Genomic DNA, 14,163 nt, shown 5'->3' with positions numbered 1-14,163 from the left:
GGGATTTGATTATTATTTAACTTTGTTTACTAATACTTAATACAAATTATTTTTTGCATTATCAACATAAATAAAAAATAATATATTTTGTAAATTAAATCGGGAGTCATAGTAGTGTTGCATCTTATTATAAATAAATAATCCTGAATCTGCCTTAAATCTGTTTTGGAGTATTCTTTTTCTTTTAATTTGTTTATTCTTTTTATCAATGTATTTTCGGAGGTATAAATATCTAAAATATTAAATATATGTGATATTACTTGTGTTAATGCTGGAAAAAATACTATTAGAATAGAAACTAAACTATAGTTACGCCATATACTTATAATCCAGATAACTATAAAAAATAATATAATTGAAATAAATAGTAATAAATTGAGATTTTTGTCCCATTTCAAATTTTGACATTGACAATTTAATATTATTTCATTCTTATTTTTATATTCTTCAGGTATTTTATACCAATTTTTTAATGTTTTTTTCTTACTTTCTTTATAATTTTCCAGGTAATCTACTTGTGGTTTTTCACCGACTAAAATATTGTTCCATGGAAGTTTATATAGTGATGTATCGAATAATTCTTGAATAGTGGCTGCATTTTTCACCTTATTTTTGGATATTCTAATTATAATAAAAGATATTATTGAAAAAACAATGGAAAAGATGGTAGTGTAATATGAGTATGATTTTATAAAAATTAATATTACTGATAATAGAAATGGTATTGTACTAATTTTTTTTGCAAATGAGTATTTTTTTCTTTGCAATAAGAGAAGATTAATCATATCTTCATTATTCTGATGTTCTGAAAAAAGAATATAGTTTTTTCCACACATATTTTAATCACCAAAAAATTGAATCCATTTATTTTTGGATTGCTCTTCATTGCAATTATCTTCTAAAGTATTTGCACTACTTACAATTTCAATAAATTTATTTACAGTATCATTTATACGTAGTTGCTCAAAAGAATCTAAATGATTGAGGTTATTTTGAATATGTTTTCTATCTTCTACTGGGTTAAAAATTGCTGTTTTTAAATATTTTAAAAATTGTTCAATAAATATCCTTAATTTGCTAATTTCCATTGATCCTGAAATATCTAAAAAATCTAATACGATTGTTTCCATTAAATAAGAGTCTATATTACAAACATAATAATGGTTGTTTTTCCAATATTTTAAAATTCGAATTGCTTCTCTGATGTCTACATTAGATTTTTTTTGGTAGTTATTTAAATTTTCCCTGTCTATTCGTGGATTTGTTTTTTACCACGTTCCTTTACCATTTGGCATTATGTAATAGTAATTACCTTTTGAATCATATACAGTTCTAAATCCTGGAATTATATCAAATCCCCATTCATAACTGTTTAAATCTAGTCTAATAACTTGATTATTTCTTTTTATCTCAGCATTTCTATATTGATTAATAGATTTTAAATATTCTTTCAATCGATTCATAAGTTTTATAGAACTTAATCCATTTTCACCAACAAATTTAATTAAATTTGTAGCATTTTCTGGTACATTTATTTTTATATCATTCCAATTACTCGAATCAAAATTTGCTGTAGAACCACATGCGTTAAAAACAATCATTTGATCAATATCATCAAGAGGTTTAATTTGTGTTTTACGTGCGTAAGACCCCATTTTAACATCGTATTCATTAGGATATAGTGATGGGAAACCACTCCTGTTACTTAATTTTGATATCTGTTCAATTAGCCAGTCTCTGCTTCTCTTCCCTTCACTATTCTTATTTTTCGAAATATTAATATTATCTTTTACATAATCAGAAAACCAAGAACTAATGCTCATAAAAAACCTCCATCTGTTAAAACGAAATAATATGTTTGCCTCTTAAATAAAAATAAAACTAAAATATGAAAGTATATCTTCAATATTATAATTTAATTTCTAATATATTTCTATTAATTAATTTTTGGATGTTTAATTATTTAAAACAAGAATAATTAATTTGCAATTAATTATACATGGATATTTCAGATTTATATATCTCTGCTATACTAATAAAGACGATTATTGATATAAAACAGACACAAAATGTTAATATTTTGGAGGAAACTATATTGAATAATAGCAAATACGCGGTTCAGGTCATTCCGGAAAACGAACGGAACATGAATTACTGGGATATGTTTGCGACCTGGTTTGGGGCGAACGCGAACAACGGAACCTGGTTTCTCGGCGGGGTCGTGGCCGCCTGTGGCTTAATGGGGGGCACCCTGGCCACGCTGATTGCCGGCGTGCTGGCCTACCTCTTTTTGAGTATGATGGGGTACGTTGGTTACCAAACGGGGGAGACCACTACGGTGCTTTCCCGGGGTTCATTTGGAATTCGGGGCAGTCTGATTCCTTCGTTAATCAACATTACCCTCTTCTTGGGCTGGACGGCCGTGAATACTTTTATTGCTGCTACGTCCCTCGCTTTTATTTTTCACAGCCTGTTTAAATGGCCACTATTTGGCCAGCCCGGTGGTAACCTGGGCATGATTGTCGGGATTGCCATCATGAGTGTGTTGCACATTCTAAGTATTGTAGCCGGGCAACGTTCCGTGCAGCTGGTGGAACGAATTGGGGTCATTTTAGTCATTATTTTTGTGATTTTAGAAACGATTGTGGTGTTTAAAAACGTTTCGTTGACCGATTTACTTCACTACCACGTTCCCGCCTCCCAAAAGATGGCGTTGGGACTGGGCATTGATACGATTGCCGCCGCGGGACTAGGCTGGGTCACTGGTGGGGCCGATTTTACCCGGTTTACCCGCAGTAAACACGTAGCTGTTAGTGCGCCATTCTGGGGGGCGTTGCTGGGACTACTTAGCTTCATCCTGATTGGAATTTGTACCACGATTAGCGTGGCGCTGACGTCAGGCAGTTACGATGCTAATAACTCTGATCCTAGTATTATTGCCAATAAGCTTGGCTTAGGCTTCATCGCCATGATCGTAATTGTGTTGACGAGCATGACTGCTAATGCCGTTAACATTCAGGCCGGCGCCTCCGCTTTGAACAATGTGTTTCACAAGGTGAGTTTTAATAAGGCCCTCGTAATCATCACCGTGGTTTCGATGTTATTGACCTTTGTGCCGTTATTGAGTGGGAGTTTCCTGGCGGCTTTCATTGCCTTTCTAGACTATACCGGGATGTTACTAGGCCCAATCATCGCCATCATGTGTGTGGATTACTTCTGCCTGAACCGGGATAACTACACGCCAGAGACGTTGGCAAATCCCAAGGGGCCGTTATGGTATCAGGGTGGCTACAATGTGATTGCCGTAGGAACTCTAGTGGTAGGGGTGGTTGTCTACCTGCTGTTGAAGCAGCTGCCGCTGATTCAGGCAACGATTGGGGCGACCTTTATTACAATGGCACTCTCGGCCGTGGTTTACTACGGCTGTTCCCGGGCCTTTGGTTTGGAAAAAAAGCACAGCATACGGTAAAAAGTATGCTATACTAACGACATAATAAAAAGTTGGGGTGCCACGAGCTGAGATTAAACCCATTGAACCTGATGTAGTTAGAACTACCGCAGGGAACGATTATCGCGTTAGAAATGACGATTGTTACTAGTGCAATCTTAATTTGTCTTTCTGAAGCACTCAGCTGTGGTTGAGTGCTTTTTATTATGCAGAAATCACAAACGGAGGATGAAAGCATGAAACATTGGTTAGCAGCTTGGCATTTGAAAAACATTATTTTAGTTACTTTAATCGGAATCGTGACCGGATTAATTTTCTGGATTATGAATCCAATTTATACGGCGGTGACGGCCTTGATGACGCCCATGGGGTTAGCACCATTTGCTGGGGCTGCGTTACTAGGTTTTTGGACCATTTCGGGACCGTTGGCCTTATTAGTCGTACGGATTCCCGGCTCCGGGTTGTTAGCAGAATTACTCGGATCTGTGGTAGAAATGCTCCTCGGCGGTATTTGGGGCGCAGCAACTTTGATTTCCGGGGTAGTCCAGGGAGTTGGTTCTGAACTCGGGTTTGCGGTGACCGGCTACAAAAACTACAGTTGGCTGAGCGTGACGTTAACTTCGATTACGACGACCATTGTGACGTTTGGGTTTCAGTTGTTAAAACATGATTATGCTGGCTTTAGCGCTGGGTTGATTGTGGCGTTGTTTTTAGTGAGTTTGGTGTCAGTATTTCTCTTCAGTGGGGTATTATCACTGTTGATTGCACGGATGCTGGAACGGGCGCACTTGTTAGAAAAATAAAGTGGTAATTGGCATTTGAAAGGAAAAAAGCGATCGGCATTATTGCTGATCGCTTTTTTGGTTGGTTTTTTAGAAAGCGGGTTTTATAACCGAAAACCAGAAAATATTGAGGCCTTTAAGCTGTAAGTACCGTCCTGCATAACAGTATAAATTCCAACCGTGCCACTGCCACCTTGGGCGCGGAGGGATTTAGATACGACCTGAACCTCGTATTGATGATTAGCGGTCGAAAGAAGTTCGTATCCATAATCTGGATTATTGCCGAGTCCATTCCGGAGGGGATTAATGGCTGCCTCTGGGGTAGTAACAACGGTATCGCTCCCGTTGGTCTGGTCTTTTAGTGACTGCGGATCGGACGACTGATTGGCACTAGTTTGGGTAGAATTGCCACCGTCCTGATTTGCAGGCGCCTGATTTTTACTGGCAGCGCTAGCAGGGGTAGGTTGGTTAGATGATGGGCTAGCCTGGGAGTTTGAAGCGGTAGCTTGAGAAGCTTGCTCTTTAGATGCAGAGGAACTTGGTTTGTTGGCTGGCTTGGCAACTAGTGGCCCCGATCCGTTAAATAAATCTTAATCATGGCGATTGAGATCCAGCTGACCAACAGCAGGGGTAAAACCATTAGATTAAGGGTGTTGATATCTAAATTTTCGGCGGAAATCCCTGCCTTGGCAAAGACCTTTAAATTGGCACGAGAGCCCGTTAAAAATTGATAGAGGGTCAGGGCAATGGTAGTCCATTGGATGTAATACTCAACTTGCATAACCAACAAGCTGTTAGAGTTTTTAAAGAATTTTAACCAGCGGATGACATAAAAGTTGAGAATCCCACCGATAAACGTGGCGGCGAGACAGAAAGTGAGAATTCGAATGTGGTAGTGCAACAGTTTGACCATGAGAAAATAGACACCACTGACAGAGATTAGGAGTGCGATGCTGGACGTGATTTCCATCAAAAAGAAGTAAACACCGGACTTTAAAAATAAAAATTTGTCTTGCGAGCGACCGGCAATAAACCCGATGGCTAGTAATAAGCTAATTAAAATAATGATGCTAATTATCATAGTGATCTCCCTAAACGTAAGTTACTCTCTAATGATAGAGGACCTGAATGACGAAGGGAATACGATTGGTGAAATTAATGAAACAAAACTCCCTTTAATTAAAGCTCATGATAAGAAGCTAATGAAAGCACAGAAGCGATGCTTAAATCATAGTTAGTTATTGTTAATGCTTGCATAACCGGAAATAAGTAAATTCAGAAGAAAACCCCCATAGTGTTCAAAATAAGCTTTTGGGGGGGTTGTGTAAAGTTGACGATTTACTTTAAAGCTGCTTTAGGTTTAATTTTTGGTAGAAAGTTTGATCATTCAAGGTGGCCAATTGGTTATAGGTTTCTACTAAGAATGAGTAGGGCTTATCAACATTGTTTTGCATCGCTAATTCCCGCTAACGTAGCGAAGTTGCTCCGACGGCAACGGGATCAAAAATAACGGGACGGTTTAATTCATTAGCGGTTTTTCCGGCGTTAAGCATCATTGCTTGAGATTGTGGATTAGTTGATCCCAGATTTAAAACGACGGCAGTTGCTAGGTTAGTTAAATCAGCTGCCTCGAGTGGGTCTGCCACCATCATTGGTGAAGCACCAAGGTAGTTAATTGCATCTGCGACCCGTTGCGGGGTAACTTGATTGGCGACGTTAAGAATAATTGGTTGGTTAGTCTGAATGGCCTGCAATAAATTAGTTTTCATGATGCACTCCCTTCGTTTGTAATGTTTGGATGGTCATCGGCAAGTGCTGACTGGTTGTAATTGCCGAAATAACTGCAACTCCAACGGATGGAAGTTTTTGCAAATTAGTGACATTTTTTTCATTAATCCCACCGATGGCAACGATGGGTAAGGTAGTATGAGCTTGAATGGTTTGGAGGCCGGCAACGCCAAGTTGTAGGTAACTTTAAGGGTGGGGTTGGTAAGACAAAAACTGCAACAATGTTATCTTATGAATCTGCAACGAAAAGGAAAAACATTAGTTATAGATTTAGATCCACAGGGGGATGCATTAAGCGTACTAGCTAAGACCTTAAATATAAATAAAATACATAAAACATTACTAATGGATTTATGAGTGGAAATTTAGAAAATGAAGTAACTCCAATAATATCTAATTTAGATTTAATTGCTGAACACTCAATTTAAAAATTTACTTAAAATTTTAATAAATAAATTCACGGGAAATGAAAAAACAAATAAATTACTTAAGTAATTTATTAAAAACTCTAAAAAATAAATATGATTCAATAAATATATGTCCCCCCAACAATTAGTGATTTTAGTGATAATGCAATGGCAGCGACAAATTATTGCATTGTAATTCTACAAACGCAGGAACTAAGTTTAGAAGGTGTAAAAACATACATTGATTACATGCAATATCTTATTGATAATTACAATATACAAATTGATGTTCTAGGAATACTTCCTTGGATTATCAAACCAGGTGGAAGAGTTGATGAGGTTATTTCTATGAAACAAAATAATAACGGATCCCCAGATTAATGGGATTTAAAAGCCCACAATTTATTCAATAAGGTTCTTACAGAATTAGACAACAGACAAAAACAATTTGAATGATTGGGAAGTTATAAATTTGCCAAAAAATACTATTAACCCCCCTACTGAACCATAATAAAAATAATTTTCAAAAAAAGAAGTAAACATTGACGGGAATAAGGATTTTGATTTTTCACAAAATAAAAAAGAAAAAAATCTAATCCTACTACTTAAAGAATTGATAAAAGAACCTTACAAAAAGTAAAATTATTGTCTTTTTTCATTTCGCCCAAAAACGATTTACAATCAAAGACTAACTTCAATGATATGATTAATAATGTAATAAATGATTACGTATCCAAAAATTTATCAGATAGATAGCAAGACACATTCAATCAGATGTGTGAAAAAAATGGTCTATAAGTAAAAATAGATGAATCTTTAGCTTAATTTATTACCCCGTCTATTTTTATTTTACACAAAAAACAATGTTACATAATAAAATAAACTGTAACATCAAATTTATTCAAAAAAAGGGATTAGCTTAAATTAAGCTAATCCCTTTTTAGTTATTAACTAACTTTCTTTCGTGTAACCCAAATGGTTACGCCTGCAACAACAACAACTACTACTACTGGCATGTAAATATCACTCTAATACTATATAATTTTAGAATCAACGTTGTATTCTATGTATTTAATTATCTTTATTTTAATATAAAAAGTCAACTCTACATTTTTTTGTATAATTATACTGCATAAGGAGGACGACTAATTGTTAAATATAAATAATGTAACTAAAAGGTTTAATGATACAGTGGCTTTAGACAACTTATCCTTAAACTTATATTCAGGCGAAATACTAGGTTTAATTGGTAAAAATGGAGCTGGTAAATCCACAACCTTTAAGTTGATTTTAAATTTCATAGAACCCGACTCGGGATCAATCTATTTAGATAATCATAAATTATCTAAAAATGATTTAGATCAAATCGGCTACATGCCGGAAGAACGTGGTTTATATCTGGATATGTCTGTTAAGCAGCAAGTATTATATTTTGCTGAACTTCATGACTATGATAAAGATAAAGCACTTAAAGGGCTTGATTATTGGATGAGAAGGTTAGAGGTTAAAGGTTTCATTAATTACAAAATAAAAGCTTTATCAAAAGGAAATCAACAGAAAATCCAATTAATGGCTGCTTTTATTCATCAACCTAAACTTTTAATTTTAGATGAACCTTTCTCTGGATTAGATCCCATTAATATAGAAATCTTAATATCAGCAGTGAAGGAATTACAAGAAAACGGGACAGCTATCATTTTTTCTTCACATGATATGAGGAATGTTGAACAGTTATCAAATAAGCTCCTGCTTTTAAATAATGGTAAAACAATTTTAAATGATGACTTAATTAAAATTAAGGATAAATTTGGAAAAACTAATCTATACATTGAGGGCCCGTTCAAGAAAGATGATCTAATAGACTTGCCTAATTTAGTAAAAATAGCAAAAGACTACTCTGGATATCATTTAACTTTTACCAGTAAGGAAGCAGCGTTTAATGCTCTGGTTAATTTAAAAAATAAATATGAATTAAGCGGATACCGATTATTTAATCCTAGTATGGATGAAATTTTTAAAATGAAAATTACAAAAAAGGAAGGTAAGAATGCATAAAATCCTAGTTGTTGCTAAAAATGTTTTTTTAACTCGAATTTTAAAACCTACTTATTACTGGATGATTATTGCACCAATTATTTTAGCAATCGGTGCAATTTTATTTAACCAATATGTTAATAATCAGAGTAAAACAAATAAGCCAGAAATAGCAGTTATTGCTCCCGATTCAATCAAGAAAACAATTATGAATGAAAATAGATCATATGCCATCAAACAGCATGTACAAACAGTTAAAGAGGGTAAAAGACTTATGATTGATGGACCGTTGGATGGGGTCTTGTATATAGGTAAGGATTTTAAAAGTACAAAATATATTTATAACAATTTATCCGACAAAAAAAATCCACTGCCTGATATTCAAAATGATATCAATTCAGCAAGGGCAATGATCACGGCAAGTAATTTGAATTTAAGTAGGAATGATCTAAATAATCTTTTTGGGAACACCAAAATTAAACAAGTAGACTATAACTCGGGTACAAAAAGAGAAAAACCTGTTTATAATGGCTATACTGGAACAGAATTATTTAGTGAAGCAGTAGTAATTTTAATGTTTTTCCTCTTAACTAGTTATATCAGTATAACTGGGACAGAAATTGGTAAAGAAAAAGGTGACCATGTTTTAGAGAGCGTAATCGCATCAATCCCACCTAAAGATCATTTTTCCGGAAAAATGTTAGGAATTAGCTATTTAATGATATTTCAAATCTTTATCTATGCAATGTTATTTGGGATTGCTAAAATCTTTTTGAGGATAATCGGCAAGCAAAAATGGCTTGATTTATCTATTTTCAGAGGAATCACAGCTCAATACGCCATAATTACAGTATTATTAATGATTACAGCAATCATGTTATATGTACTATTTGCCGCCTTAGTTGCATCTTTTGTATCAAGAAATGAAGATATCTCACAAGCAACGAGTATTGTTAGTTCTTGCATGCTAGTTCCATATTTTATTAGTTTTTTAACCCAGGAAACTCCTAACAATACCATCTCTGTTTCACTATCATTTATTCCTTTTATTTCTCATAGTATCATGCCTATCAGACTATCTAAATTTGCTACTGGTTATTCCTCAGGTTGGATATCGCTTTTTGTCAATATAATTGCAGTAATAATAATGTATCTGATTACTTCTAAAGTGTACTCAAAGAATGTCTTTAATTACTCTAAAGACAAGCCACTCAAAAACATGTTAAGATTAGCGACTGGCAAGTAATAAAATTTGATTTTTGTATTTTTGGAGTGTACCCTAATTACCCAAATTAGAGTACACTTTTTCTTTACCTTGCAACGCTATATTTTATGTACGTTTTGGTGGGTTTTGGGTATGATAAAATCAATGGTTAATTATACTGTGTATTTTAATTTTGGGGTAAGGGGCTTCCGCTATGAAATTTGGCTATGCAAGAGTAAGCTCAGTTAGTCAAAATTTGGACCGATAACTTAAGGCTTTAAAAGAAGCTGGCTGCGAACAAATTTACCAGGAGAAAAGATCCGGAAAGAATTTAGAGCGCCCCGAATTGCAAAAGCTTTTGCAAATAATTCATGTTGGCGATGAAGTCGTGGCTTTGGATCGATTAGGGAGAAATAACCAGGATATTATGAGCGTTATGAATCAGATTAGAGAAAAGCAGGCCATTATCATTACCATCGTTTGAGGGGGTAACGGATCCAAATCTAAAAGCACTTTTAAATAACCTCATCATTGAAATTTATAAATACCAGGCAGAAGCAGAACGCCAAAAAATCAAAGAACGGCAGCGACAAGGAATTGAGCTTGCAAAACAAAATGGCTCATATCGAGGCAGGGATAATAAATACTCACTCAATTCAAAGGACCCACAGGGTCGATTAATTGCTCAAGGTATGATCAACATGTTTAATGCTGGTTTAGGGAACAGTCAAATTGCTAGAAAATTAGGAGTCAGTCGGAAAACTGTCTACAATAAACGGAAAAAATTTGAAGCTAAAGGAATCATTTAACCTAGTCAGATCCGCATAACTATTTTATTGGGTTAACAAATTAATATTCAGCGCGTTATCTTTAAGAAACACGAGGTGGCCAGCTTGGCAAATTTACCCGATAAATATGAATTTAATCTAGCAGAAAACAGACGTTACGCCCAGGACACCTTGATCCAGCTAGTACACACTATTTCTCGTTTTGAAGGAGTCAAAACGACGTTAACGCAAACCAAAATGATCATTGATGGTATGAGTGTCCAGGGCGTCCCGGTTGCAGATATTTTAACGATTGTTAATTTAAAACGGGGCTGGCAATATATTACTAATTTAAGTCATCCCCTAGATTTACAGGTCGAAAAAGAAATTAATCGTATTGTGGCCGCTGAAGATTCACTGGATCCGGGTAGTTTTCGATCGGGAGCTGGGAATGTTGATTTAGGCTTAGGAAAGTCATTCGAACCTCCGCTAGTTAATGAAAAGCAAGAACAGGTTTTTTTAAATAAAACTTTACAAGATACTAGCTTAAGTACTACTGATCGGGCGCTCACGATTATGTACCACAACATGCGAAATCAAATTTTTTGGGACGGAAATAAGCGGTCTGCAGTTTTAGCAGCTAACAAAATCATGATTGATGGGGGAGCCGGTTTAATTAATGTTCCATTAACCAAATGGGGTAAATGGACTACGCTCATCAGTAATTATTATCTAACTGGCAAGATAAACAAATTAAAAAAATGGACTTATAATCATGGAGTGCAAGGATTTTAAATAAGAAAAAATAAAACGTTAAATCAGCAAACTACCCCGCAAAAAGATATTTGAAGTAATAACCAATAAATTATTTGAGATTATCCTAAAATTAATTGCTATAAAATAAGAAAATCCAGGACTATCTAACAATAAATAGTCCTGGATTTTTTTATCCTTCTTTTATTCATTTACGGTGAATCATTGGTAAAATTTTAGCTAAAAACGTGTTCATCTAGTGTTAATTAAGTGTTATGTTATCAAACAGAGAAAGAAACCATTGATTAAATTGTTTTACTAAATACGACAACGTCTTCGTATTTAGTTTATTTCATATGTTTAACAAATATAAATTATCCAAGTTAATCTTTAATCATTTAAAATCTCCAATTAAAATTCTTTTGAATTTACCAAACTAAAACTTATTCTTTTTGCTGCAAAAATAGTAACAAGGATTCTCGATCATTATCACTTAAATTTCCAATTGGTGACTTACTTTCAATCAAATAAGCTGGAACACTAAACAGATTATTAGTATCAACATATGATTGCTTATTTAAGCCCGCTTGTTTCCAATCAATGATTCGATAATACTTTTGTTTTATTCGTAAACTTTTCCGCTCATATTGACTAGTAATTGGGAAATAATTAAAGTCATTTCCACTTCTTCTAACTATCAAAATGGGTCTAGTTTTTCCAGCATGCTTATCAGTAAATTGAACAAAAGCAATGTATAAATTAAAAGTATTATCCATGTAAAGCCCAATCTACAAAATCTGGATCATCATGCTTTGGATCAACCAAAATTGCCTTTTCGTCCTCTGTTACACGATTACGCTTAACGGTCATTTTATCTAAAACACTATTCCAAACATCAGCAGATGAGGCCTTTTCCACCATCACAACTCCATCACGTTTAACAAAATTAACTTTATCCCCAGCATTTAATCCTAATTCTTTTCTCAAATCAGCAGGGATAACCACTTGTCCTTTTTTTGAAATGGTACTTGATTTAATTGTCATCACGAACTCCTTTTGTAGGTAAAACGTTTTACTTAAAACAGTATAACAAAAAAATAAAAACAATTGGTGCAATTAATCACGTTCAATGCCAGTTTTGATGTAGTGAAAGTTTTCGAGAGTAGATTTTCACCTGTTTTAAAGCAAAAGAAAAATTTAATGTAGTTCGTAGGTCGCTTAGCTCCAGTAATATCAAGTCAGATTGAAACTAAGGTTGCAATTACTTGGACGATTGGCCAACTGACGCTTTTTAGTATTTTCCTAATTTAAGGATCCTTTCTTACTGATGGTTGGTTTCAAGTTTAACAAGAAAGGAACTTTTAAGCTATTTTTGGTATGGAGAAATTATTTTATTTTTTTATCTAAATTATTCAGGCGTAGTTTCGTTCCAATGTTCTTAAGCCCACTGACGCGTAAATTATTTTTAATTCTAAGATTCAGTTTATCGATAATTTGCAACAATTGCTCTTGTTCAGAAGCACTTAAATCGTCGAGATAGGGGGGGATGTAAAATCGGCTTTTTTCCGCTTCCTTTCGGCCTTTGTCGGTTAATTTAACTAGCTGAATCCGGCCGTCTTGAGGAGCTTTTTTCTTGGTAATATAGCCCTTTTTCAGCAGTTTAGCCACAAATTCGGCAACTGATTGTACGCTAATTCCGAGGCGATCAGCCAGGTCTTTTTGGGAAATATTTTCTTCTTCACTTAGTGCCACTAAAATTTTATTTTGGCCCTTAAAAGCCGGCAAATGGCGTTCGGATTGTTCGTTATCTAAATCCTGGAGCACCGTAAATTCAAATAATTTGGCTGCTAGTTGTTGTTTTTTGATTAGTTTATCCAAGTTAATCTATCCTCCTAGTTGTGCTTTGTTAATTATAGCAGTGATGCTATTCCAATAAAATCATAAGGGGCCTAGATTAATTAGTTGACTTTTTAATCATGACCCCTTATTATTTTTATTTGTCAGGGCCCCAGACGAAAAAATATAAAGAAGGATTATCTAATGGAAAATGAAAATGCAGTAGCAGTTGAGAAACTAACCAAGTCCTTTAAAGGTCACAAGGTTGTAGATCAAATCTCTTTTAATATTCATCGGGGAGAAATCTTTGCCTTATTAGGTCCCAATGGCGCTGGGAAAACGACCATCATAAAAATGTTAACGACTCTTTTAAAGCCAACGAATGGTTCGATAAAAATATTTGGACATGATGTAGAGACTAATGCTATGGAAGTTAGATCGTTGTTTGGATTAACTATCCAATCAACGTCTTTAGACGAAGATCTTTCGGCTTATGAAAACTTAATGATTTTTAGCCGGTTAAATGGCCTTTCTCGGAGTGCCGCTAAGGTTAGAACGAATGAGCTACTTAAAGAATTTGACCTAGTTGATTCTGCGAAGAAAACATTGAACAATTTTTCTGGAGGAATGAGACGAAGATTAGATTTGGCAATCAGTTTAATTGACCGTCCGCAGTTAATTTTTTTAGATGAACCCACTACGGGACTAGATCCTCGTACTAGAGCACAAATGTGGGCAACAATTCGAAACTTAGTTGATGCCGGCTCGACCATTCTCTTAACCACTCAATACCTAGAGGAAGCAGACCAATTGGCTGATTGGGTGGCACTCATCGATCATGGTAAATTGGTGGCGTTAGGAACACCGGACAAGCTAAAAGAGCAAGTCGGGGGACTTAATTTGGTGTTAACGTTTAAAGAGCAGACGCAAGCAGTGGTGGCCAAACAATTGCTTGCGCCCGCGGTTAGTCTGGTTAAATCACCAGCCAAGCAAACCATTACGATTGCGTTAGAAAAAGTAGGTGACGTTGCTCAAATTTTAAATCAATTAGCAGAAAAGCAACTGGAAGTTACCAAAATTGACGTTCAATATCCGTCATTAGATGATGTCTTTTTTGCGTTGACAGTTGGGAAAAACTAGGAGG

15 protein-coding genes, 2 pseudogenes and 1 riboswitch are annotated in these 14,163 nt (G+C 35.0%); of the genes and pseudogenes, 8 read left to right on the top strand and 9 right to left on the bottom strand.

Going from position 1 to position 14,163, the window contains the following annotated elements; all coding sequences use genetic code 11:
* Nucleotides 1–29 precede the first annotated feature (29 nt).
* From M8332_RS06660 to M8332_RS06650, 3 genes are all read right to left on the bottom strand, one after another.
* Nucleotides 30–836 carry an S-4TM family putative pore-forming effector gene (locus tag M8332_RS06660; RefSeq protein WP_289847016.1) on the bottom strand — a complete coding sequence of 269 codons (807 nt, stop codon included), beginning with the start codon at nucleotides 834–836 and terminating at the stop codon, nucleotides 30–32.
* 3 nt (nucleotides 837–839) lie between these two features.
* Nucleotides 840–1,130, bottom strand: coding sequence for a hypothetical protein (locus tag M8332_RS06655; protein WP_252780075.1), 291 nt, complete (start codon nucleotides 1,128–1,130; stop codon nucleotides 840–842).
* A gap of 138 nt (nucleotides 1,131–1,268) precedes the next feature.
* Nucleotides 1,269–1,823, bottom strand: coding sequence for a nucleotidyltransferase family protein (locus tag M8332_RS06650; protein WP_252780074.1), 555 nt, complete (start codon nucleotides 1,821–1,823; stop codon nucleotides 1,269–1,271).
* A 272-nt stretch (nucleotides 1,824–2,095) separates the two neighbouring features.
* Between M8332_RS06650 and M8332_RS06645 the strand changes: the two genes are divergently transcribed.
* Both M8332_RS06645 and M8332_RS06640 read left to right on the top strand, forming a co-directional pair.
* Nucleotides 2,096–3,469, top strand: coding sequence for a cytosine permease (locus tag M8332_RS06645; protein WP_252780073.1), 1,374 nt, complete (start codon nucleotides 2,096–2,098; stop codon nucleotides 3,467–3,469).
* A gap of 23 nt (nucleotides 3,470–3,492) precedes the next feature.
* Nucleotides 3,493–3,581, top strand: a riboswitch (TPP riboswitch).
* A gap of 103 nt (nucleotides 3,582–3,684) precedes the next feature.
* Nucleotides 3,685–4,251: an ECF transporter S component gene (locus M8332_RS06640; protein ID WP_252780071.1), complete on the top strand. Its 567-nt coding sequence runs from the start codon at nucleotides 3,685–3,687 to the stop codon at nucleotides 4,249–4,251.
* A gap of 541 nt (nucleotides 4,252–4,792) precedes the next feature.
* Here the strand turns inward: M8332_RS06640 and M8332_RS06635 are convergent.
* The 3 genes from M8332_RS06635 to M8332_RS07230 form a co-directional block, all read right to left on the bottom strand.
* Nucleotides 4,793–5,311 (bottom strand): SA1002 family membrane protein, encoded by a 519-nt coding sequence (locus M8332_RS06635; protein ID WP_252780069.1) that lies wholly within the window; start codon nucleotides 5,309–5,311, stop codon nucleotides 4,793–4,795.
* A gap of 385 nt (nucleotides 5,312–5,696) precedes the next feature.
* Entirely contained in the window at nucleotides 5,697–5,999 is a 303-nt protein-coding gene (locus M8332_RS06630; protein ID WP_252780068.1) for a hydroxyethylthiazole kinase, read from the bottom strand.
* A complete protein-coding gene (locus M8332_RS07230; protein ID WP_353937863.1) occupies nucleotides 5,989–6,135 on the bottom strand; it encodes a hypothetical protein in 147 nt (48 codons plus the stop codon). Before M8332_RS07230 ends, M8332_RS06630 begins: the two co-directional genes overlap by 11 nt.
* 56 nt (nucleotides 6,136–6,191) lie before the next feature.
* Between M8332_RS07230 and M8332_RS06625 the strand changes: the two are divergent.
* The 5 genes and pseudogenes from M8332_RS06625 to M8332_RS06605 form a co-directional block, all read left to right on the top strand.
* Nucleotides 6,192–6,881: pseudogene (locus M8332_RS06625) on the top strand (ParA family protein); the annotation flags it as partial.
* A 693-nt stretch (nucleotides 6,882–7,574) separates the two neighbouring features.
* Nucleotides 7,575–8,480, top strand: coding sequence for an ABC transporter ATP-binding protein (locus M8332_RS06620; RefSeq protein WP_252780067.1), 906 nt, complete (start codon nucleotides 7,575–7,577; stop codon nucleotides 8,478–8,480).
* Nucleotides 8,473–9,705, top strand: coding sequence for an ABC transporter permease (locus M8332_RS06615; RefSeq protein ID WP_252780066.1), 1,233 nt, complete (start codon nucleotides 8,473–8,475; stop codon nucleotides 9,703–9,705). Before M8332_RS06620 ends, M8332_RS06615 begins: the two co-directional genes overlap by 8 nt.
* A 172-nt stretch (nucleotides 9,706–9,877) precedes the next feature.
* Nucleotides 9,878–10,472, top strand: a pseudogene (locus tag M8332_RS06610) (recombinase family protein).
* A gap of 84 nt (nucleotides 10,473–10,556) precedes the next feature.
* Nucleotides 10,557–11,225 (top strand): Fic family protein, encoded by a 669-nt coding sequence (locus tag M8332_RS06605; RefSeq protein ID WP_353937851.1) that lies wholly within the window; start codon nucleotides 10,557–10,559, stop codon nucleotides 11,223–11,225.
* 401 nt (nucleotides 11,226–11,626) lie between these two features.
* Here the strand turns inward: M8332_RS06605 and M8332_RS06600 are convergent, their stop codons facing one another.
* The 3 genes from M8332_RS06600 to M8332_RS06590 form a co-directional block, all read right to left on the bottom strand.
* Nucleotides 11,627–11,959, bottom strand: a complete 333-nt coding sequence (locus M8332_RS06600) for a hypothetical protein (RefSeq protein ID WP_252780064.1) — start codon at nucleotides 11,957–11,959, stop codon at nucleotides 11,627–11,629.
* Entirely contained in the window at nucleotides 11,952–12,227 is a 276-nt protein-coding gene (locus M8332_RS06595) for an AbrB/MazE/SpoVT family DNA-binding domain-containing protein (RefSeq protein WP_252780063.1), read from the bottom strand. The genes M8332_RS06600 and M8332_RS06595 overlap by 8 nt, the downstream gene beginning before the upstream one ends.
* Nucleotides 12,228–12,569: 342 nt before the next feature.
* Nucleotides 12,570–13,061, bottom strand: coding sequence for a MarR family winged helix-turn-helix transcriptional regulator (locus tag M8332_RS06590; RefSeq protein ID WP_252780062.1), 492 nt, complete (start codon nucleotides 13,059–13,061; stop codon nucleotides 12,570–12,572).
* 162 nt (nucleotides 13,062–13,223) lie between these two features.
* On the opposite strand from M8332_RS06590, the gene M8332_RS06585 reads away from it, so the two are divergent.
* The gene (locus tag M8332_RS06585; RefSeq protein WP_252780061.1) at nucleotides 13,224–14,159 is read left to right on the top strand and encodes an ATP-binding cassette domain-containing protein; all 936 of its coding nucleotides are present in this window, start codon (nucleotides 13,224–13,226) and stop codon (nucleotides 14,157–14,159) included.
* Nucleotides 14,160–14,163: the final 4 nt, after the last annotated feature.

This window comes from Fructilactobacillus ixorae (assembly GCF_024029915.1).
Lineage (GTDB): Bacteria > Bacillota > Bacilli > Lactobacillales > Lactobacillaceae > Fructilactobacillus > Fructilactobacillus ixorae.
The sequence above is the reverse complement of the archived record's forward strand: the minus strand, read 5'-3'. Positions and strand labels throughout refer to the sequence as shown.

Excerpts from the sequence above, each read along its gene's own strand:
- M8332_RS06595 (WP_252780063.1), bottom strand. The coding sequence starts at position 12,227 with ATGACAATTAAATCAAGTACCATTTCAAAAAAAGGACAAGTGGTTATC.
- M8332_RS06600 (WP_252780064.1), bottom strand. The coding sequence starts at position 11,959 with ATGGATAATACTTTTAATTTATACATTGCTTTTGTTCAATTTACTGAT.
- M8332_RS06660 (WP_289847016.1), bottom strand. The coding sequence starts at position 836 with ATGTGTGGAAAAAACTATATTCTTTTTTCAGAACATCAGAATAATGAA.
- M8332_RS06615 (WP_252780066.1), top strand. The coding sequence starts at position 8,473 with ATGCATAAAATCCTAGTTGTTGCTAAAAATGTTTTTTTAACTCGAATT.
- M8332_RS06635 (WP_252780069.1), bottom strand. The coding sequence starts at position 5,311 with ATGATAATTAGCATCATTATTTTAATTAGCTTATTACTAGCCATCGGG.
- M8332_RS06640 (WP_252780071.1), top strand. The coding sequence starts at position 3,685 with ATGAAACATTGGTTAGCAGCTTGGCATTTGAAAAACATTATTTTAGTT.
- M8332_RS06630 (WP_252780068.1), bottom strand. The coding sequence starts at position 5,999 with ATGAAAACTAATTTATTGCAGGCCATTCAGACTAACCAACCAATTATT.
- M8332_RS06650 (WP_252780074.1), bottom strand. The coding sequence starts at position 1,823 with ATGAGCATTAGTTCTTGGTTTTCTGATTATGTAAAAGATAATATTAAT.
- M8332_RS06655 (WP_252780075.1), bottom strand. The coding sequence starts at position 1,130 with ATGGAAACAATCGTATTAGATTTTTTAGATATTTCAGGATCAATGGAA.
- M8332_RS06585 (WP_252780061.1), top strand. The coding sequence starts at position 13,224 with ATGGAAAATGAAAATGCAGTAGCAGTTGAGAAACTAACCAAGTCCTTT.